17 protein-coding genes and 1 pseudogene are annotated in these 21,150 nt (G+C 62.0%); 10 read left to right on the top strand and 8 right to left on the bottom strand.

Going from position 1 to position 21,150, the window contains the following annotated elements; genetic code table 11:
* Nucleotides 1–120: 120 nt before the first annotated feature.
* Nucleotides 121–1,734: a methyl-accepting chemotaxis protein gene (locus AC3WOG_RS02250; RefSeq protein ID WP_492576461.1), complete on the bottom strand. Its 1,614-nt coding sequence runs from the start codon at nt 1,732–1,734 to the stop codon at nt 121–123.
* A 309-nt stretch (nt 1,735–2,043) separates the two neighbouring features.
* Here AC3WOG_RS02250 and AC3WOG_RS02245 point away from each other — a divergent pair, with 309 nt between their 5' ends.
* A complete protein-coding gene (locus AC3WOG_RS02245; protein WP_492576460.1) occupies nt 2,044–2,844 on the top strand; it encodes a bestrophin-like domain in 801 nt (266 codons plus the stop codon).
* 981 nt (nt 2,845–3,825) lie between these two features.
* Here AC3WOG_RS02245 and AC3WOG_RS02240 read toward each other — a convergent pair.
* Together AC3WOG_RS02240 and AC3WOG_RS02235 are read right to left on the bottom strand one after the other, a co-directional pair.
* Nucleotides 3,826–4,353, bottom strand: a complete 528-nt coding sequence (locus AC3WOG_RS02240; RefSeq protein WP_492576459.1) for a single-stranded DNA-binding protein — start codon at nt 4,351–4,353, stop codon at nt 3,826–3,828.
* Nucleotides 4,354–4,486: 133 nt separating this feature from the next.
* Nucleotides 4,487–5,674 (bottom strand): MFS transporter, encoded by a 1,188-nt coding sequence (locus tag AC3WOG_RS02235; protein WP_492576458.1) that lies wholly within the window; start codon nt 5,672–5,674, stop codon nt 4,487–4,489.
* A gap of 332 nt (nt 5,675–6,006) precedes the next feature.
* On the opposite strand from AC3WOG_RS02235, the gene uvrA reads away from it, so the two are divergent.
* From uvrA to AC3WOG_RS02220, 3 genes and pseudogenes are all read left to right on the top strand, one after another.
* Nucleotides 6,007–8,880, top strand: coding sequence for an excinuclease ABC subunit UvrA (gene uvrA / locus AC3WOG_RS02230; protein WP_492576457.1), 2,874 nt, complete (start codon nt 6,007–6,009; stop codon nt 8,878–8,880).
* A gap of 35 nt (nt 8,881–8,915) precedes the next feature.
* Nucleotides 8,916–10,001 (top strand): AI-2E family transporter, encoded by a 1,086-nt coding sequence (locus AC3WOG_RS02225; protein WP_492576456.1) that lies wholly within the window; start codon nt 8,916–8,918, stop codon nt 9,999–10,001.
* A 174-nt stretch (nt 10,002–10,175) separates the two neighbouring features.
* A pseudogene (locus tag AC3WOG_RS02220) lies at nt 10,176–10,442 on the top strand (PepSY domain-containing protein); the annotation flags it as partial.
* Between the two features lie 37 nt (nt 10,443–10,479).
* On the opposite strand, the gene purU reads toward AC3WOG_RS02220, so the two are convergent.
* From purU to AC3WOG_RS02195, 5 genes are all read right to left on the bottom strand, one after another.
* Complete coding sequence (gene purU, locus AC3WOG_RS02215) at nt 10,480–11,349, bottom strand: formyltetrahydrofolate deformylase (RefSeq protein ID WP_492576455.1); 870 nt, start codon at nt 11,347–11,349, stop codon at nt 10,480–10,482.
* Nucleotides 11,350–11,468: 119 nt separating this feature from the next.
* Complete coding sequence (locus tag AC3WOG_RS02210) at nt 11,469–12,317, bottom strand: NUDIX hydrolase (RefSeq protein WP_492576454.1); 849 nt, start codon at nt 12,315–12,317, stop codon at nt 11,469–11,471.
* A 33-nt stretch (nt 12,318–12,350) separates the two neighbouring features.
* The gene (locus AC3WOG_RS02205) at nt 12,351–12,965 is read right to left on the bottom strand and encodes a LysE family translocator (RefSeq protein ID WP_492576453.1); all 615 of its coding nucleotides are present in this window, start codon (nt 12,963–12,965) and stop codon (nt 12,351–12,353) included.
* 45 nt (nt 12,966–13,010) lie between these two features.
* Complete coding sequence (locus AC3WOG_RS02200; RefSeq protein WP_492576452.1) at nt 13,011–13,577, bottom strand: adenine phosphoribosyltransferase; 567 nt, start codon at nt 13,575–13,577, stop codon at nt 13,011–13,013.
* 72 nt (nt 13,578–13,649) lie between these two features.
* Entirely contained in the window at nt 13,650–15,653 is a 2,004-nt protein-coding gene (locus tag AC3WOG_RS02195) for a monovalent cation:proton antiporter family protein (protein ID WP_492576451.1), read from the bottom strand.
* Between the two features lie 149 nt (nt 15,654–15,802).
* On the opposite strand from AC3WOG_RS02195, the gene kdsD reads away from it, so the two are divergent.
* The 6 genes from kdsD to AC3WOG_RS02165 all read left to right on the top strand — a co-directional run bounded on the left by kdsD (nt 15,803) and on the right by AC3WOG_RS02165 (nt 21,131).
* Nucleotides 15,803–16,786, top strand: a complete 984-nt coding sequence (gene kdsD, locus AC3WOG_RS02190) for an arabinose 5-phosphate isomerase KdsD (protein WP_492576450.1) — start codon at nt 15,803–15,805, stop codon at nt 16,784–16,786.
* Complete coding sequence (locus AC3WOG_RS02185) at nt 16,786–17,346, top strand: KdsC family phosphatase (protein ID WP_410837082.1); 561 nt, start codon at nt 16,786–16,788, stop codon at nt 17,344–17,346. Before kdsD ends, AC3WOG_RS02185 begins: the two co-directional genes overlap by 1 nt.
* Nucleotides 17,343–17,951 carry an LPS export ABC transporter periplasmic protein LptC gene (gene lptC, locus AC3WOG_RS02180; RefSeq protein ID WP_492576449.1) on the top strand — a complete coding sequence of 203 codons (609 nt, stop codon included), beginning with the start codon at nt 17,343–17,345 and terminating at the stop codon, nt 17,949–17,951. Before AC3WOG_RS02185 ends, lptC begins: the two co-directional genes overlap by 4 nt.
* Nucleotides 17,952–17,971: 20 nt before the next feature.
* The gene (gene lptA / locus AC3WOG_RS02175; RefSeq protein ID WP_492576448.1) at nt 17,972–18,643 is read left to right on the top strand and encodes a lipopolysaccharide transport periplasmic protein LptA; all 672 of its coding nucleotides are present in this window, start codon (nt 17,972–17,974) and stop codon (nt 18,641–18,643) included.
* Nucleotides 18,640–19,425 carry an LPS export ABC transporter ATP-binding protein gene (gene lptB, locus AC3WOG_RS02170; RefSeq protein WP_492576447.1) on the top strand — a complete coding sequence of 262 codons (786 nt, stop codon included), beginning with the start codon at nt 18,640–18,642 and terminating at the stop codon, nt 19,423–19,425. The genes lptA and lptB overlap by 4 nt, the downstream gene beginning before the upstream one ends.
* A 188-nt stretch (nt 19,426–19,613) precedes the next feature.
* Complete coding sequence (locus AC3WOG_RS02165) at nt 19,614–21,131, top strand: RNA polymerase factor sigma-54 (RefSeq protein ID WP_492576446.1); 1,518 nt, start codon at nt 19,614–19,616, stop codon at nt 21,129–21,131.
* Nucleotides 21,132–21,150: the final 19 nt, after the last annotated feature.

The following is a 21,150-nucleotide window of genomic DNA, read 5'->3' as shown; positions in this document are numbered from 1 at the left end:
ATCGTTTTAATAAAGCAATTGCATCGCCGTATCGATTCAACGCCGCGCCCCCAATAAGTCTGTTTCGATTTGCTGTTTATGCAGTCGTTATAAAAGAAGAATTGGCAGGGTTGTCATGCATTAGTCATCGAATGCATGACAACCACGCCGACCGGCGAAAGAAGAAGAAGAAGAACCACTTCCTGTCTGAAAGACAGCCACCACCGAAGTCAACCTCCGAGCCTGCTCCTCAAGCGAACTAGCCGCCGCCGCGGCCTGCTCCACCAGCGCTGCATTCTGTTGCGTAACTTCATCCATCTGTGCGACAGCAAGATTGACCTGATCGATCCCAGTACTCTGCTCAATCGCGGCAGCGGCAATCTCACTCATAATCGAACTTACGCGAGCAATCGCGTCAACAATCTCGGTCATCGTCGATCCCGATCGTTCGACCAGTTGCGAGCCCGCCTGCACCCGCGCAGTCGATGCGTCGATCAACCCCTTGATCTCTTTGGCCGCCGCAGCACTTCGCTGCGCCAACGACCGCACCTCGCTCGCCACCACCGCAAACCCACGCCCCTGCTCGCCCGCGCGCGCCGCCTCAACCGCCGCGTTCAGCGCCAGAATATTGGTCTGGAAAGCGATCCCCTCGATCACGCCGACAATGTCGGCAATCCGCCGCGAGTCGTCGACGATGCCGTGCATCGTGCCCACCACCTGTTCCGTGAGGTCGCCGCCCTGAGCAGCCAGGCTCGACGCACCTTGCGCCAGCGAACTCGCCTGTTTCGCGTTGTCGGCGGTCTGCTTGACCGTCGAAGTCAGTTGTTCGATGCTGGCCGCCGTCTCCTCCAGCGATGCGGCTTGCTCCTCTGTACGTTGCGACAAATCGGCATTGCCCGCGGCAATCTCGCTTACGCCCGTATCGATGGATTCAGTCCCCTGACGCACGGTGTTCACCGTGGCGATCAACGAGTCCTGCATCTTCGACAATGCCGCGGCCAGCCGCCCCATTTCGTTGTTGCTGGTCACGACGATCTGGCTCGTCAGGTCACCGTCAGCAATCCGCTGAAACTGCGAAATGATCGCGTCAACGGGACTGACAATCGCACGCACCAGCACCGCACGTCCGACCCACGAACCCAGCAGCGACACCACCATGCCGATTGCAACCGCAATACAGATTGCGTAGAACAGGTCCTGTGCATCCTGATAGCGCTGCGCGCCATGATCGAGTTGCAATTGTTCGAGCGCGAGCATCGCCTTTTCGTACGCGCTGTAGAGCGAAGACAGTTTGTGCGCCTGCAATTGCTGAAATACGGTCCTATCGCCGGACTTCAAGGCGGCCAACGCCGGCTCGACGCCTTCGTGCAGGAACGTATCGCGCTTGTCCTGCATGTCCTTGATGAGACGCTGCTCATCGGCATCCGAACTCGCGTGGCTCATATAGTGGGCGAGGCGTTCATTGGATACTTTCTGGTACTGATCAAAGCGCTTGAGCACCGCGTTCGCACCGTCCTGATCATTCAGGTCGATCAGCGATGCGTATGTCGCCAGTGCCAGGCGCAATCGCAGCAGTTGTCCGGCGCTGCCTTCCAGGTCGGCAACGGCCGGCGTGTCCACGGTGTACATCTGCTGCAGCGACGCGTTGCTCGAGCGCAACGACAGTAGCCCAGCGGCGGCACCGACTAGCAGCACGACGAAAAAGAACACCACCATCACAGTGAGGCAGGTGCGAATCGACAGGTTTTTCAGCATTTGGGCTTGTCCCCGTTGGGCTGCCTGGACGAATGTCCAGAAAAACAGCCTCGGCCACGCGTGCTGCGCCCAAGCCCATTCGGCCAGGTCCGCAACTTGTTTGTCTAAAATTTAAGCGAACGCCACATAGATGGTCTACGGCGGGAATGCCGAAAACTTTATGGTTGATCGCGCGTACGTTTGCGATACATCAACATACAGGCAGCATTGGCAGCAGGCCGCTCAAGGCCCATTGGGGGACTTCCCGGGTTCTCCGCGCACATGAGTTGATAGAAAGTGACGAGGCACGCGTCTCCGGAGCATTTCTATATGTCGGAAATCGGTTCGGCTCTGCTGGTATTCGCTTTACTGCTTGTCTCGACCGGCGTAGGCGTGTGGGTGCGGCCGCTGTTGCCCGAAGAACATAAGGCGCACGAGACCGTGCAACTCATCCAGTTGGTCATCGGCATGCTGGTGACGTTTGCGGCGTTGGTGCTGGGATTGATGACGGCGTCCGCGAAATCCAGCTTCGATACCGCGTCTAACGACTTGCGTGCGTATGCGGCCGATCTGATCGAGCTCGACTCGACGTTGCGGGAATATGGGAGTGCTACGGATGAGCCTCGGCGGTTGTTGCGCATTTATACCGCTGCGGCGATCGCGTCGACCTGGCCTGGCGAGCCGGCTCCTGGCGGCGATTATCCGAAGGACATCGGATCGCAGGATTCTTCACAGAAGTTGGAGAATGTTCGGCTCGGCAATATGTTGAATGCGGCCGGCAAGCAGTTGCGGCAGTTGCAAGCGCATGATCCGTTACAGCAGCGTCTGCTGAATGACGGTTTGACGCAGTTCCGCCGCATAGTGGATGCTCGATGGAAGATCATCGAAGAGGCACATAGTTCTATTTCTCGACCTTTCTTCAAGACGCTTACTTTCTGGTTGTGTGTGATTTTTCTTAGCTTTGGGTTGATTGCTCCTCGCAATACCCTGGCGTTGGTCACAATCTCGCTTGGGGCTGTTTCTATTGCTTCTGCTGTTTATGTCATCGTTGATCTGGACACGCCGTTTACGGGGCCTATTGTGATTTCTAGTCAGCCCATGAGAGATGCTCTAGATCACCTTAGGCGGTGATGGACCTTTGTTGATCTGTTTGCCTTTCGCGGCACGCATTGTCTGTCTGCCTACGGCGGCGGCCTCCTTGTTCTGTTTGCCTGCTCGGCGCTTTTATGTCTGTGTGCGTGCGGTGTTGGCCTTTCCTTGCTTTCTTAGTGGTCTATTAGCGTCGCCCCTGTGCGGGGCAGGCACTTACTTTCTTTGCCGCCGCAAAGAAAGTAAGCAAAGAAAGCGGCTTCACACCGCTGACGCTTAAGCGGGTCCCCTGGCTTGGAGGAGGTAGTGGAGCATCTGGAATCGGTGCTCTCGCATACTCCGCGCCGGTGACAAGGCAGTCATACTTCCGGCGGCGTTGCGCGCGCCGCAGCGGTACTTCATAAAACCGCCAGGCGGTTTTGGCGCTTGCGCCTGGTTCAGCGTCGTGGCCCGCACTCAAGTCCCCGATGCCCCGCCAAGGCGCTGCCGTGTCGCTTGGAGCGGCGGCGCCCAAATGCGCACTTGGGCGCCTCGCCGAGGCGAAGCCGATGGCACCCACAGAAAGAGAACTACCCACGGGTTTCCCCGGCAAACCGTTCCGGCGAGCACGCAATGCGAGGCGGGAAGGATGACGCCGGAAGCGCATACGCCCCCTCGGTTTTGAGAAGTACCGCTCGGCGCGCGCAGCGCCGCCGGAAGCATGACTGCCTTGCCACCAGCGCGGAGTGCGCGGGAGCACCGATTCCAGATGCTCCACTGCCTCCTCCAAACCAGGGGACCCGCTTAAGAGCTAGCGGTGTGAGCCGCTTTCTTTTGCCTACTTTTCTTTGCGGCCGGCAAAGAAAAGTAGGTGCCGCCCCGCACAGGGGCGACGCTAATAAACCAATAAGAAAGCAAGGAAAGGCAACGCCGTAGGCAAACAGACATAAAGCGCCGCGCAGGCAAAAACCCCAACCTCAACCCGCAATAAAAAAACCCCGCTCAAAAGCGGGGCCTTTTGCGTTAACTCTTCCACCGCAAGAGTCAAAACGGAATATCGTCATCCATCTCATCAAACCCACCACCAGCCGGCGCGCTCGGACGGCTCGAACCGCCACCACCGCCGCTGCCGCCACGTGAGGCGCCACCGCCCGACGCCGCACGGCCACCGCCACGCTCCGACGGCTCACCGCGGCTGTAGCCGCCTTCGTCACCACCACCGCCGCCCATCGAGCCACCGCGGCCGCCCAGCATTTGCATCTGCTCGGCGACGATTTCCGTCGAGTAACGGTCGGTACCGTCCTGCGCCTGCCACTTACGGGTGCGGATGCGCCCTTCCAGATACACCGACGAGCCCTTCTTCAGATATTCGGACACGATTTCAGCAAGGCGGCCGAAAAACGACACGCGATGCCATTCGGTTGCTTCCTTGAATTCGCCGGACGCCTTGTCCTTGTACCGGTCCGTCGTCGCAAGGCGGATGTTCGCCACTGCGTCGCCGCTCGGAAGATAACGGACTTCCGGATCGGCTCCGAGGTTGCCGACGAGAATGACCTTGTTCACGGATGCCATGAGTTTCTCCTGTTGATTCCATTGCGGGCGGCGCGGCAACGCACGGTTCGCGTCTCATGGCCGGCAGGCCCGAGACCAGAACTGCGCCTCAGCCCGCCGCCGGGTGAGTTCTGGGGTGAGTCCGTAGACCCTGCTACGCCTTGCGCGGCGGCTGTTTCATCTTTGCGGCGATTATAAGCCAGCAGAAGACAAGCCCCGAGCAGGTGAAAAATACCGCGCTCTGACCATCCACTTTCAGCAGCCAGCCGCCGATCATCCCGCCCAGTGCCAGACCGATCGACTGCGTGGTGTTGTACACGCCGGCTGCCGCGCCCTTGCGGGTTCCCGGCGCCAGTTTCGACACCAGCGAAGGCTGCGATGCTTCAAGAATATTGAAGCCGAGAAAGTAGACAAAAAGAATCGCCGCCACACTCAGAATCGTATGCGGTGCGACGCCCAACAACAACTGTCCGATCAGGATAAGACCGATGGCGGACAGCAGCACGATTTTCATTTTCCCGCGTTTTTCAGCAGCGATGATCGCCGGGACCATCATCACGAATGAGAGGCCCATTACCGGCAAATACACTTTCCAGTGCGACGCGACCGGCAGGCCGCCGGCTTCGAGAATGCGCGGCACCACGAGGAACAACGCGGTTTGCGTCGCGTGCAGCACCAGCACGCCGAAGTTCAGGCGCAGCAGTTCGACGTTGTGCAGCACTTCGGCGAACGGCGCGCGCACGTGCACCGGCTTGGGCGCATCGGGCACGACCCACAGCACCACGCCGACCGCCAGAATCGAGAAGATGCCGACCAGCGTAAACAGCCCGCTCATGCCGAGCCACTGGAATACGATCGGCGCACCGACAATGGCTACCGCAAAGGAAACGCCAATGCTGCCGCCGACCATCGCCATTGCCTTGGTGCGATGCTCTTCAGCGGTGAGGTCGGCGATAAAGGCGATCACCGCCGACGACACCGCGCCCATCCCCTGAATCACCCGCCCGACAATAATCCAGGTCATGTCGTGCGCGCCCGCCGCGATGAAGCTGCCGAGCGCGAAGATCAACAACCCGGTCGCAATGACCGGCTTGCGGCCAACCTTGTCGGAAACCCAGCCATAGAAGATGTACAGCATCGACTGCGTCACGCCGTACGCGCCCAGCGCGATGCCGACCAGCAATACGTTGTCGCCGCCCGGGATGGTCTTCGCGTAAATCGAGAACACCGGCATGATCATGAAGAGACCGAGCATGCGCAGCGCGAAGATGGCGGCAAGCGACACGGTCGCGCGCAGTTCAGGCGCGCTCATGCGTGAGGATGTAGCGGACGGATTGGACATCGGGAGCGTTCTTTGAATGAGCTGGACTGCATACCGCAGGCGGCCCGCCCCGCGAGGCGGCTGCAGCCGGGCGGCGTACCGCAAGGCGGCGGAAAGCATGCGGCGCGGCGCTGGACCAGCGGCCTTGCCGCACTCCCGCTGGTGCCTCGCTGCGCCTTGTACTCGCGAAAAATGGCCCCAGTTAGAGCCATCTCCCGCAGCGCTGAACCGCAGCCTTGCAGCTTGCCTCGCGCCTTGTTCGGGCTGTCAGGAAGCCGTAACGGCGGTCTTGAAAAGTCGTTATAGTAGCAGGTTTAGCCTCTTCCTCTTTCCGCCAGGTCATGGAATAACGCGTGGAACAAATCCGTATCCGTGGGGCTCGTACCCACAACCTGAAGAACGTCAATCTCGACCTCCCACGTCACAAGCTCGTCGTGATAACGGGCCTATCCGGCTCGGGCAAATCGTCGCTTGCGTTCGACACGCTCTATGCGGAAGGACAGCGGCGTTACGTCGAAAGTCTCTCCGCCTACGCACGCCAATTCCTGCAATTGATGGAAAAGCCGGACGTCGATCTGATCGAAGGGCTGTCCCCAGCGATTTCGATCGAGCAGAAAGCGACCTCTCACAATCCGCGCTCCACAGTCGGCACCGTCACCGAAATTCACGACTATTTGCGGCTGCTGTTCGCACGGGTCGGCACGCCCTACTGTCCTGACCACGAAATTCCGCTGGAAGCACAAAGCGTCTCGCAGATGGTCGACGCGGCGCTCGCGTTGCCGGAAGAGACCAAATTGATGATCCTCGCGCCCGTGGTGGCGAACCGCAAAGGCGAGCACGTCGAACTGTTCGAGGAAATGCAGGCGCAGGGCTTTATCCGCTTTCGCGTCCGCTCGGGCGGCGGCACCGCGAACGAAGGCGTCGCGAAAATCCATGAAGTCGACTCGCTGCCGAAGCTCAAGAAAAACGACAAGCACACGATCGATGTCGTAGTCGACCGTCTGAAGGTGCGCGGCGATATGAAGCAGCGTCTCGCCGAATCGTTCGAAACGGCGCTGCGTCTCGCCGACGGCCGCGCGATCGCACTCGAAATGGAGTCGGACAAGGAGCATCTGTTCAGCTCGAAGTTCGCCTGTCCGATCTGCTCGTATTCGCTGCAGGAACTGGAGCCGCGCCTCTTCTCGTTCAACAACCCGATGGGCGCGTGCCCGGAGTGCGACGGCCTCGGCCAGATCACTTTCTTCGATCCGAAGCGGGTAGTCGCACATCCGTCGCTGTCGCTCGCGGCCGGCGCGGTGAAGGGCTGGGACCGGCGCAACCAGTTTTACTTCCAGATGCTGCAAAGTCTCGCGGCGTTCTACGAGTTCGACATCGACACGGCCGTCGAAGATCTGCCGGAAAAAGTCCGCAAGATCCTGCTGTTCGGTTCGGGCAAACAGGAGATTCCGTTCTCGTACATCAACGAACGCGGCCGCACTTCGGTGCGCGAACATGTCTTCGAAGGGATCATTCCGAATCTGGAACGGCGTTACCGCGAGACCGATTCAGTCGCGGTGCGCGAAGAACTCGCCAAGTACCAGAACAACCAGCCCTGCCCGGCATGCGCGGGCACCCGGCTGCGCCGCGAAGCGCGTTTCGTGCGGATCGGCGCGGACGGCGACGCGCGCGGCATCTTCGAAATTAGCGGCTGGCCGCTGCGCGATGCGCTCGGCTATTTCCAGACGCTGCGGCTCGAAGGCTCGAAGCGCGAGATCGCCGACAAGGTCGTCAAGGAAATCGTCGCGCGGCTGATGTTCCTGAATAACGTCGGGCTCGATTATCTGTCGCTCGAACGCAGCGCGGAAACGCTATCGGGCGGCGAGGCGCAGCGCATTCGCCTCGCCTCGCAGATCGGCTCGGGTCTGACCGGCGTGATGTACGTGCTGGACGAGCCATCGATCGGTCTGCATCAGCGCGACAACGACCGGCTGATCGCCACGCTCAAGCATCTGCGCGATCTGGGCAACTCGGTGATCGTCGTCGAACACGACGAAGACATGATCCGTATGGCCGATTACGTGGTCGACATGGGGCCGGGCGCCGGCGAACACGGCGGCATGGTGATCGCCGAAGGCACGCCCAGGCAGGTGGAGGCGAACGCGGCATCGATGACCGGACAGTACATGTCCGGCACCCGCAACATCGAATTTCCGGACGAACGCAAGGAACCGGACGAGCGGCGTCTGCGCATCGTCGAGGCTTATGGCAACAATCTGCAGCACGTGTCGCTCGATCTGCCGGTCGGTCTGCTGACCTGCGTGACCGGCGTGTCCGGTTCTGGCAAGTCGACGCTGATCAACGACACGCTGTATCACGCGGTCGCGCATCACCTGTACGGCTCGTCCACCGAGCCGGCGCCGTACGAATCGATCGAGGGCCTGGAGCACTTCGACAAGGTCATCAACGTCGACCAGTCGCCGATCGGCCGCACACCGCGCTCGAATCCGGCCACGTACACGGGTCTCTTCACGCCGATCCGCGAACTGTTCTCGGGCGTACCGGCGTCGAAGGAGCGCGGCTACGATCCGGGCCGTTTCTCGTTCAACGTGAAGGGCGGACGCTGCGAATCCTGCCAGGGCGACGGCGTGCTGAAAGTGGAGATGCACTTTTTGCCGGACGTGTACGTTCCCTGCGACGTCTGTCACGGCAAGCGCTACAACCGCGAAACGCTCGACGTGCAGTACAAGGGCAAGAACATCAGCGAAGTCCTCGATATGACAGTCGAGAACGCTTATGAGTTTTTCAAGCCGGTTCCGGTTGTCGCGCGCAAGCTGAAAACCTTGCTGGATGTGGGCTTGGGCTATATCCGGCTGGGCCAGTCGGCCACCACGTTGTCGGGCGGCGAAGCGCAGCGCGTCAAACTATCTTTGGAACTGAGCAAGCGCGACACCGGTCGCACTCTCTATATTCTTGACGAGCCGACCACCGGCCTGCACTTTCACGATATCGCGCTGCTGCTGGAAGTTATTCACCGGCTACGAGATCAGGGTAATACCGTCGTGATCATCGAGCATAATCTCGATGTAATCAAGACTGCCGACTGGGTCATCGATCTTGGCCCGGAAGGCGGAGCGGGCGGCGGTCAAATCATCGCGCAAGGTACGCCAGAGCAGGTTGCGAAGTCGAAGGCAAGTTTTACCGGTAAATATCTGGCGCCTTTGCTGAAACGCACTGCTAGTAGAAAGTAACGCTGCACAACAAAGGTTGGGGACGGGAATAAGCCATGGCCAAGCGGAATCAGGCGCGCGACGACGGGGAGGTGCAGGACCTACGCCCACGCCCGGTCAGGCTGACGAGCGATATGAGCCTGCCGAAGCTGTCGGCAGTCGAAATCGGCAGTTATGTGCTGATGCTGGTTGGAATGTGGGCGGTCATCGAACTGCGGCTGCTCGGCGCGCTGCTCGCGGGCCTGCTCGTGTTCCAGCTGGTGCATACGATCGCGCCGCGCATCGAACAGCATATGTCGAGTCAGCGCGCGCGCTGGCTCGCGGTGGTGCTGCTCTCGGTGGTGATCGTGGGTGCGCTGACGGGGCTGACGCTCGGCATCATCGAGCACTTCGAGAATGACGTGCCGAGCGTGCAGAAGCTGCTCGACCAGGCAATGCAGTTGATCGACCAGGCGCGCGGCAGGATTCCGCAATTCGTCGCCAACTATCTGCCGGTCGATACCGAGCAGATGAAGACGAAGGCGACCGAGTTGATGCAAACGCACGCCAACATGCTGCAGCAAAGCGGCAAGACGGCGGCGCGCGCGTTCACGCACATTCTGATCGGCATGATCATCGGCGCGATCATCGCGGTCGGCGCGCAGAAGCATATGCAGCGGCTGCCGCTGTCCACGGCCTTCGTCACGCGCGTGGCCCGTTTCGCCGACGCCTTCCGCCGCATCGTGTTCGCCCAGGTGAAGATTTCCGCGATCAATGCGGTCTTCACCGGCATCTTCCTGCTGGCGGTGCTGCCGATCTTTCACGATCAGCTGCCGCTGTCGAAAACGCTGGTGCTCGTGACGTTCATCGTCGGCTTGCTGCCGGTGATCGGCAATCTGATCTCGAACACGATCATCGTCGCGGTGGCGCTGTCGGTGAGCTTTCCGGCAGCGGTCATGTCGCTGGTGTTCCTGGTCCTGATTCACAAGCTGGAGTACTTCCTGAACGCGCGCATCGTCGGCGGACAGATCGAGGCGCGCGCCTGGGAACTGCTGATCGCCATGCTCGTGATGGAAGCGGCGTTCGGTCTCCCCGGCGTGGTGGCCGCACCGGTTTTCTATGCGTATATCAAGCGGGAATTGATTTATCTGCGGCTGGTGTAATCGCTGGGCGCGTAAGCAGGCAAAAAGGCGGCACTTCGGTGCCGTTTTTTTCGTCCGCCGTCTTCAGGCCTGGCGCAGAGCCGGCGCTTCCGGCCATCGTCACACTGACGGAAAACGTGCGGAAGAGTGCGCGATTCCACAAGATGCGAATATTTCCCATTTATATAACGCACCTTGCAGGTGCAATTTCCACTGCACTCGGGACGCATCCTTGGTCTCGGCGGGCGGATTCTGATTAGCGCGGTGGGGATTGCGGTCGCCGTGCTGAGCGCGACAGGACTGCTGATCTGGCTGAAGAAGCTGAATGCGCGCCGCCGTTCGGCGCAAAACGCGCAAAGCGCACATAGAGCACGGGATGCGGGAAGGTCGGCGGCGCGGTCCTGGCCGGAGATTGCGCCGGGCTCATCCGGCGCGCGCTTGCAGTTCGCGGCCTGCCCGTAGACCGGCCGACCGACAACTGCAAGCGCATCATGCACTTCTAGCGAAACACCACCGTCTTGCTGCCGTTCAACACAACGCGATGCTCGACGTGCCACTTCACCGCGCGCGCAAGCGTCACGCATTCGACGTCGCGGCCGATCGCCGTCAATTGCTCCGGCGTCATGCTGTGATCGACCCGTTCCACTTCCTGCTCGATGATCGGACCTTCGTCGAGATCCGTCGTCACGTAGTGGGCAGTCGCGCCGATCAGCTTCACGCCGCGGTCGAACGCCTGGTAATACGGCTTCGCGCCCTTGAAGCTCGGCAGGAACGAATGGTGAATATTGATCGCGCGGCCCGCCAGCGCTTCGCACAGCTTCGGCGACAGAATCTGCATGTAGCGCGCGAGCACCACCAGATCCGCTTGATGCTCGTCGATCACATCGAGTACGCGCGCTTCCTGTGCGGCCTTCGCGCCGGGCGTGCCGCCCATCAGCGGGAAGTGATGGAACGGGATGTCGTAGCTGGCGGCGAGCTGATAGAACTCCTTGTGGTTCGAGATGATCGCCGGAATCTCGATACCCAACTGACCGGTGCGGTAGCGGAACAGCAGATCGTTCAGGCAATGGCCGATCTTCGACACCATGATCACGACGCGCGGCTTCACCGACGCATCGTGCAATTCCCAGCGCATACCGAACTGTTCGGCGAGCGTCGCGAACGACGTGCGCAACGCACTCAGACCCGGATCGCCGCCCACCTGCTGAAAATGCACGCGCATGAAGAACTCGCCGGTGCCGCTGTCGCCGAATTGCGCGGAGTCGAGAATATTGCTGCCACGCTCGAACAGGAAGCCCGAAACCGCGTGGACGATGCCGGGCCGGTCGGCGCACGACAGTTTGAGGATAAAGCTGTGATCGGTCGACATGACCTGGGTGACTCCCTTCTTCAATGCGTGATTTGTTGGCGTGGTTTCTTCGGTACGGCGCCTGACGCGACGCGCAGCAGCGCGGTTGTTATACAAGCGGTAACGCGAGCGACATAAAGTTATGCGAGCACGGGCGGCGCAAACAATGTGTCGATTCCCGGACACGCGTCTTCGTCGATCCAGCGGCGGCGCAGCAGGCAATCCAACGTGGCGAGACTCGCGTCCACGGTCATCGCGCCTTCTTCGATCCAGCGCGCCACTTCGTCGATGCGCGCGAGCCGATGCTCACCCACTTCGCCGTCCTGATTGCGCGGCGCGAAATCGGCCGGCAACGCGAGGTCGTAGATGAAGATCTGTTCGGCCTGCGTGCCTTCCGGCAACGATTGCAGCACATGTGCGGTGCGGCCCGCCACGGCGCGCGCGGCGATCTCCTCGGGAATGCCGGCTTCTTCCCAGCACTCCTTGATGATCGTCGCCTCGATGCCGAAGCCCCAACCGATCCCGCCCGCCACGACGTTGTCGAGCATGCCCGGATCGGTCGCCTTGGTGTCGCTGCGGCGCGCGATCCACAATTGCGGCGCGCCATCCGCGTATTCTACGACGCCGTTCAGATGCACCGCGTAGGTCATCGTGCCGAAGAAGCGCGATGCCGCGCGTTCGATGTACGCGAGCGGCGGCGCATCGAAGGCATTGCGGATCGCGTAGGTCTCGTTGCGCCAGCCGGGAATCCGGCCTTCGGCGGCGAGCGCGCCGATCACGGAGCCAAGTGCCGCGCTGCGCAGAACGACGGTGTCGAAGGCAGGGGCCAGCGTCACGCGTGTACTGTCGATTTCAAATACATCGGGCCAACGCGTCAGCAGCGGTACATCGGTCGAGCGGATCCAGCCGACCTGCTGGGCGTCGATCCAGAACGCCAGATGCGCGTGAACGTCGAAACGGCGTGCGGCGGTGATGCAAGGCAAAGTCATTTAAAGCTCCAAACTGTTCTTCAGCCGCCGTCTTCAGTCGCGCAACGCCACGCGAATCCCGATCGCGATAAACGTTGCACCGGCGAGGCGATCGAGCCACACGCCGACTCGCGGCCGGCGCTTCAGCCAGCCGCCGATCATCCCCGCGCATACGCCGAATAGCGAGAACACCACCACCGTCTGCAGCATGAACAGCACGCCGAGTTCGAGCATCTGCACCGTCACGCTCTGCGCGCCGTGCGGCTGCACGAACTGCGGCAGGAACACGACGAAGAACAGCGTCACCTTCGGATTCAGCAGATTGCCGAGCACGCTTTGGCGAAATACCGCCATCAACGGTTGCGGCGCGCGCTCATGCGCGGTCGCGAGCCCTTGGCTACGCAGCGCCTTGATGCCGATCCAGATCAGGTATGCGGCGCCGGCCAGCTTGATCACCTCGAACGCCACCGGCGACGAGCGCAACAATGCGGCGACGCCGAGCGCGGCCAATGTAGTATGAAACGTGATGCCGGCAGCAAAGCCGAGCGCGGCGACGAGGCCGGCCGCGCGGCCTTGCGAAATACCGCGCGCGAGCACCTGCAGATTGTCGGGACCGGGCGCCATCGTGATGGCAATCGATGTGGCGAGAAACAACAGGAAGTTGGGCATCGTTCCGACCTTCTTTGTGTGCAGGTAGAAATTCGCGTCCGGCGCTCAATGCCCGCCGAATTCAGTCACCGTATAGAGCGGCAGGCCCGCCTTGCGCAGCAACGCCGAGCCGCCCAGTTCGGGCAGATCGATAATCGCCGCGCCTTCGACCACCACCGCGCCGATCCGCTCCAGCAGAATCTTGCCGGCCATCATCGTGCCGCCGGTGGCGATCAGGTCGTCGATGATGACGATGCGATCGCCGGGCTTGCAGGCGTCCTCGTGAATCTCGACGGTAGCGGTGCCGTATTCGAGTTCGTACGACTGCGACACGCGCTTGTACGGCAGCTTGCCCTGCTTGCGGATCGGGATAAAGCCGAGGTTCAGCTCGTGCGCGATGATCGGCCCGATGATGAAACCGCGCGCATCCAGACCGGCGACATAGTCGAGCTCCGCGTCGATATAGCGCTGCACGAACAGGTCGATCAACACGCGCAGCGACTTCGGGCATTGCAGCAGCGGCGTGATGTCGCGAAACTGCACGCCCGGCTGCGGCCAGTCGGGCACCGTGCGAATCTTGCTTTTGACGAACTCGGCCGCATCGAGCGGCGCGCCCGCGAGCGCGTTGGACATGATGACTCCGGATGGACCTCTCAGGTCCGATGAATCGGTCAATGAACTCACCGAGGCCAGGCCCGGCGCATGTCAGGCCGCGGCCGCCCCGGCCCGGCGATGCTTCGAGAGCCGCTCCTCTGCTTCGGCCAGTTGCTCGGGCAGACCGCGCAGCACCACGATATCGCTTGCGCGCAGCTTGGTGGACGGGTCGGGCTCGACGCCGCGAATGCCGTGCCGGCGGATTGCCGTCACTTCGACGCCCAGATCGAACAGCCCCAGTTCCGCCAGTGTGCGGCCCACCGCGTCCGAGTTTTCGTCGACCGGCACCGATTGTAGCCGCACCTGTTCGTGACCGTCGTCGTCTTCGACGTCGTCGGCGCCATGGAAATAGCCGCGCAGCAGCGCATAACGCTCGTCACGCATTTCCTCGACCCGCCGCACCACCCGCCGCATCGGCACGCCCATGACCACCAGCGTGTGCGAGGCCAGCATCAGACTGCCTTCGACGATTTCCGGAATCACTTCGGTCGCGCCGGCAGCCAGCAGCTTTTCCAGATCGGCATCGTCGACGGTACGCACGATCACCGGCAGCGTCGGTTCCAGTTCGTGGATGTTATGCAGCACGCGCAGCGCCGACGGCGTGTTCGCGTAGGTGATCGCGATCGCGGCGGCGCGATGAATACCGGCGGCGAGCAGCGATTCGCGCCGCCCCGCATCGCCGAACACGACCGATTCGCCGGCGGCCGCCGCTGCAGCCACACGGTCCGGGTCCAGGTCCAAAGCGACGTACGACAGACCTTCGTGCTCCAGCATCCGCGCCAGATTCTGCCCGGCCCGGCCGTAACCGCAGATGATCACGTGACCGCTTTGCTTCAGGCTCTGCGTCGCGATACGCGTCATCTGCAACGATTGCATCATCCATTCAGTCGACGACAGCCGCAGCACGATACGGTCTGCGTTCTGGATCAGGAACGGCGCGGCCAGCATCGACAGCAGCATCGCCGCGAGAATCGCCTGGAGCAGCGTTGCGTCCACCAGATGCTTGTCGAGAATCAGATTCAGCAGCACGAAACCGAATTCGCCGGCTTGCGCGAGGCCGATGCCGGTGCGCATCGCGACGCCCGGCGACGCGCCGAAGAGGCGCGAGAGCCCCGTCACCATCACCGCCTTCAGCAGGATCGGCCCGAGCAGGAAGCCGAGCACGATGAATGGGTGTTGCCACACCACGCGCGGGTTGAGCAGCATGCCGGTGGTCACGAAGAACAAACCCAGCAGCACGTCCCGAAACGGCTTGATGTCTTCTTCCACCTGATGCCGGTATGGCGTTTCGGCGATCAACATGCCGGCGATAAACGCGCCGAGCGCCAGCGAGAGGCCGAATTTGTCCGTGATAAACGCGGCGCCGAGCGTCACCAGCAGCAGATTGAGAATGAACAATTCCTGAGAACGGCGCCGCGCCACCACGTTGAACCAGCGCGTCATGAAGCGCTGACCCACGATCAACAGCAACGCCAACGCCACGACGATCTTGATCGCCGCCACCCCGAGCGCACTGACGAGGTCTTTCGAATCGCCGCCCAACGCCGAGATGACGATCAACAGCGGCACCACCGCCAGATCCTGGAACAGCAGCACGCCGAAGATATTGCGGCCGTGCTCGGTTTCGATTTCGAGCCGCTCCGCAAGCATCTTGCTGACGATCGCCGTCGACGACATTGCCAGCGCGCCGCCCAGCGCCACGCTCGCCTGCCACGTGATGTGCACCCAGCGCTCAAGCGCGAAGCCGAGCGACACCGCTACCGCGATCGTGCCGAGCACCTGCAACAGGCCGAGGCCGAATACCAGCGTACGCATCGAGCGCAGTTTGGACAGCGAAAACTCCAGCCCGATCGAGAACATCAGGAACACGACGCCGAATTCGGCGAGATTCTGCGCGCCGACCGAATCGGGAATCAGACCGAACGCGTGCGGACCCACGACGATGCCGACCGTCAGATAGCCGAGCATCGGCGGAAGATTCAGAAAGCGAAAGAGCACCACGCCCACCACTGAAGCCAGCAGCAGGAACAGCGTCATTTCGAGCGGGGAAATCATCGGAAAAAACGCATGGGTAAAACGTCCTCGTTCGTCAGCGGAACCGCGCACGCAAAGCGCCGTGCGACAAGGTTGAGGGGCCGGTAAAGGCAGCGACTTGGCACAGCAGGCCCGGCGCGGCGAACAAGCGCCTTTGCTATACTCCGCGCATGATAGCGAAAATCAATGGCGACCGGGCACTCGCGCTCGCTCGTGACGTGCTCGACATCGAAGCGGACGCCGTGCGCGCGCTTCGCGATCAACTCGACGATGGTTTCGTCGGGGCGGTCGATTTCATCCTGGGTTGCCGTGGACGCGTAGTCGTTTCCGGCATCGGCAAATCGGGGCACGTGGCCCGCAAGCTGGCGGCCACGCTCGCCAGCACCGGCACACCGGCATTCTTCGTCCACCCCGCGGAAGCCAGTCACGGCGACCTCGGCATGATCACCGCCGACGACGTCTTCGTCGCGTTGTCGAATTCCGGCGAAACCGAGGAACTGGTGTCCATTCTGCCGCTGATCAAGCGCATGGGCGCAAAACTGATCGCGATGACGGGTCGGCCGTCCTCGAGTCTCGCCCAACTGGCCGACGTGCATCTGAATTCCGGCGTGTCGAAAGAAGCATGTCCGCTGAATCTTGCGCCGACCGCCAGCACCACCGCCGCGCTCGCGCTCGGCGATGCGCTCGCGGTCGCCGTGCTGGATGCGCGCGGTTTCGGTTCGGACGACTTTGCCCGCTCGCATCCGGGCGGCGCGCTCGGCCGCCGCCTGCTCACTTACGTACGCGACGTGATGCGCACCGGCGACCAGGTGCCGAAGGTGACACCCGAGGCCACCGTACGCGACGCGCTGTTCCAGTTGACCGCCAAACGCATGGGCATGACGGCGATCATCGATCACGAAGGGCGCGTCGCCGGCATTTTCACCGACGGCGACTTGCGCCGCGTGCTCGAACGCAGCGGCGATTTCCGCGATTTGCCGATCGCCTCGGTGATGACCGCCGGCCCGCGCACCATCGGCCCGGACCAACTCGCCGTGGAAGCGGTGGAACTGATGGAGCGCCACCGGATCAATCAGATGCTGGTCGTCGACGAAGCAGGCAAGCTGATCGGCGCACTCAACATGCACGATCTGTTCTCGAAGAAGGTGATCTGATGGCCGCCGCGCCCCTTACCGCCACCGAACGCGCAAGCCGCGTCAAGCTGATGATTTTCGACGTCGACGGCGTGCTGACCGACGGCGGCCTGCTGTTTACGGCGGAAGGCGACACGATGAAGGCGTTCAACTCGATGGACGGCCACGGCATGAAGCTGCTGCGCGAGGCCGGCATCGAAACGGCGATCATCACCGGCCGCAAGTCGGGTATCGTCGCGGCGCGGGCGAAGGAAATGCACATCACCCATGTCTATCAGGGCGTGCAAGACAAACCCCAAGCGTTCGCGGACCTGCTGAAGCAAACCGGCATGACGCCGGAAGAATGCGGCTACATGGGCGACGACTGGGTCGATCTCGGCGTGATGCTGAAGGTCGGTTTCGCCGCGGCGCCGGCCAATTCGCATCCTGAAGTGATCGCCCGCGCCCACTGGGTGAGCGAAGCGCGTGGCGGTCACGGAGCGGCGCGCGAAGTCTGCGACACGTTGCTGCGCGCGCAGCACAAATACGAGGCGCTTCTCGCGGCTGCCTGCAGCGGCGAACAGCGAGGCCTCGTCGGATGAACCAGTTCCGCCTGACCTCACTGATTCCGCTCGTTGCAATGGCGGCGCTCGCCGGCATCACGTGGTGGCTGCTGCAAGCCACCATGCCGCGGCAAAACGAAGGCGTGGCGCGCCCGAAGGAGCACACGCCCGACTACTTCGCGGACAACTTCTCGGTTTCCGAACTCGACCAGTCGGGCTCGACGCAATACCGCCTGACCGCAACGCACCTGATCCATTACGAAGACGACGAACTGAGCGATCTGGTCAAGCCGGCCATGCGCGCCTTCCAGCCGGGCAAGCCGATCGTCACCGCGACCGGCGACACCGGCAAGGTGAACGGCGATGCCTCGATCGTGGATCTGTACGACAACGCGCGCATTCTGCGGGTGGCCGGCAACGGCGATCCGCAGATGCAAGCGGATTCGCAGCATTTCAGGGTGCTGGTCAACGACGATGTGATCGAGACCGAAAAGCCGGTTAAACTTCAGCGCGGCATGTCTGTGATGACAGCCAGCGGCATGAACTACAACAACGTCACCCGGGTTATGCAGCTGTTCGGCAACGTGCGCGGCGCGATCGCCGCGTCCGAAGGCTCCGCCAGCTCGCCCAGGCAACCCGGGTAATCCATTCCAGGCGTGACTGCATGAACGAATCGTTCCCCCGTTTTGATACCGGCCGCTCGCGTACCCTGTCCGCGTGCCGCGCCGGACTCGCTGCGCTCTTTGTCGCGTTGCCGCTCGCCGGCTTCGCGCCGCTTGCGCACGCGGATCGCGCCGACAAGGACAAGCCGCTGAATATCGAAGCGGACAACATGACTTACGACGACCTGAAGCAGGTCAACATCTTCACCGGCCACGTGGTTGCGACCAAGGGCACGATCGTGATCAAGGCCGATCGCGTCGAAGTCACGCAAGACCCGCAGGGCTATCAGTACGCCACCGGCACTTCGTCGGGCGGCAATCTGTCGTATTTCCGCCAGAAACGCGAAGGCCTCGACGAATACATTGACGGCACGGCAATCCGCATCGACTACGACGGCAAGCAGGATCTGACCACGCTGACCACCAACGCCACCGTGAAACGCCTGCAAGGCCTGTCCACGGTCATGGACCAGGTGCACGGCAGCGTCATCACGTATGACGGCCAGAGCGACTTCTACACTGCGAAGGCGGGCAAGGATGTCGCCGGCCCGGGCAATCCGAACGGCCGCGTGCGCGCCATGCTGTCGCCGCGCAACGGCGGCGCCGCGCCGCTGAACGGCGCATCGGCCACGCTCGCGCCGTCCACCACGATCCAGGGAGCGCCGAACCAGTGAGCACCTCCGCGTCCCTCCCCAATCGCAAGCCGGCCGGCACCAGCAGTTCGCTGGCGGTCCGTAACCTGAAAAAACGTTACGGCTCGCGCACTGTCGTCAAAGATGTATCGCTCGACGTCAAAAGCGGCGAAGTGGTCGGTCTGCTTGGCCCCAACGGCGCCGGCAAGACCACCTCGTTTTATATGATCGTCGGCCTCGTGCCGCTCGATGCGGGCGAAATCGATCTGGACGGCAAGTCGATCAGCTTGCTGCCGATTCATAAGCGCGCATCGCTGGGTTTGTCATATCTGCCGCAGGAAGCTTCGGTGTTCCGCAAGCTCACCGTCGAAGAAAACATTCGCGCGGTGCTGGAATTGCAGCACGAAGACAACGGCAAGCGGCTCTCGAAAGACGCCATTACCAGCCGCACCGAAGCGTTGCTCGACGAACTGCAGATCGCTCACCTACGCGAGAATCCGGCGTTGTCGCTGTCGGGCGGCGAGCGGCGCCGGGTTGAAATCGCGCGCGCGCTGGCCACCAATCCGAGTTTCATTCTGCTCGACGAACCGTTCGCGGGTGTCGATCCGATAGCGGTTCTGGAAATCCAGAAGATCGTCAAGTTCCTGAAACAGCGCAATATCGGCGTGCTCATCACCGACCACAACGTGCGCGAAACGCTCGGCATCTGCGATCACGCATACATCATCAGCGACGGCAGCGTGCTGGCTGCCGGTGCGCCAAGCGACATCATCGAAAATGAAAGCGTGCGGCGTGTCTATCTGGGCGAACACTTCCGCATGTAAGTACACAAAGGATTGCCGGCGGAGCGAACGCGCATCATCCGCCGGCCCCTTTGCGGCAGCCGCACATCCGCACTTTTGACCTGGGCCGTCCCGCGCCCGGCGCTGCCGAAAACCGGCGCACGCGTTATTGCGAATGTCGCAAGGTATCGCGGTCGTGGCAAACTCTCTACAATGAATCTCAACTTGCCATGAAAGCCAGCCTCCAACTCCGCCTATCGCAGCATCTTGCGCTGACCCCGCAACTGCAGCAGTCCATCCGGCTGCTTCAGCTGTCTACGCTCGAACTGCAGCAGGAAGTCGCAATGGCGATCTCGCAGAATCCGCTCCTCGAGAACGAGGACGACTGGATCGCGAGTCCCCTGCGCGTGGCGGCCGACGGCTCGCTGATCGCCCAGGCGCCCAACTCCTCGGCGCCGCCCGACCAGATGGGGGGCAATACGTCGTCCTCGTCCACCAGCAGCAGCGAGCGCGCCGAGAACGGCGAGCCGCAGGGCGTCGACGAATATAACGGCCTCGCGGGAGAGGGTAACGGCGACGCGTCGCAATGGAATCTCGACGACTACGGCCGCTCCGGCAACGCGTCGGACGACGACGATCTGCCGCCGCTGCAAATCCACGAATCGAGCACCTCGCTGCGCGATCACCTGATGGCGCAATTGCGCGTTACCCAGGCGGGCCAGCGCGACCGCGCGCTGATCACCTTCCTGATCGAATCGCTTGACGACGACGGCTACCTCACCGCCACGCTGGACGAAGTGCTGGCCGACATGCCCGAAGAGCTCGAAGTCGACCTCGACGAGTTGAACGCCGCACTCGCGCTGCTGCATAGTTTCGACCCGGCGGGTGTCGGCGCGCGCTCCGCGTCCGAATGTCTCAAGCTACAGCTGCTGAGGCTCGACGGCTCGCCTACCCGCACGCTCGCGCTCGACATCGTTGCCCATCATCTGGAACTGCTCGCGGCGCGCGATTTCACGCGCCTGCGCAAACATCTGAAGGCCAGCGACGACGACCTGCGCGATGCGCATCTGTTGATACGCTCGCTCGAGCCGTTTCCCGGCGCGGCCTACGGCAAGGCGGAAGCGGACTATGTCGTGCCGGACATCATGGTGCGCAAAACGGCACAGGGCTGGCAGGCGGAACTGAACCCGGAAGTCGTGCCGAAGCTGCGGATCAACCATCTTTACGCGAATATTCTGCGCAATAACCGGGGCGATCCGGGCAGCGGATCGTTGCGCCAGCAACTGCAGGAAGCGCGCTGGCTGATCAAGAATATCCAGCAGCGGTTCGAGACGATCCTGAGGGTCGCGCAAGCTATTGTCGAACGTCAAAAGAGCTTTTTTGTGCACGGCGAAATTGCCATGCGCCCCTTGGTTTTGCGGGAAATTGCTGATACGCTGGGCCTACACGAGTCGACTGTCTCGCGTGTGACAACCGGTAAATACATGCTGACCCCATTCGGGACGCTTGAATTTAAGTACTTCTTCGGGTCACACGTCTCAACCGACACGGGCGGCGCGGCCTCCTCCACGGCGATTCGCGCGCTCATCAAGCAACTGATAGGAGCGGAAAACCCGAAATCTCCTCTTTCAGACAGCCGCATAGCCGAACTGCTGGCGGAACAGGGCTTCGTGGTCGCACGGCGTACCGTTGCGAAGTACCGCGAAGCGCTCAAGATTCCGGCAGTCAACCTGCGCAAGTCTCTGTAGCCCGTCGCCTCCCGCGGCG

The organism is Paraburkholderia sp. FW306-02-B (assembly GCF_058782725.1).
Note: the sequence above shows the minus strand (reverse complement) of the source record. Positions and strands in the feature narration are given on the sequence as shown.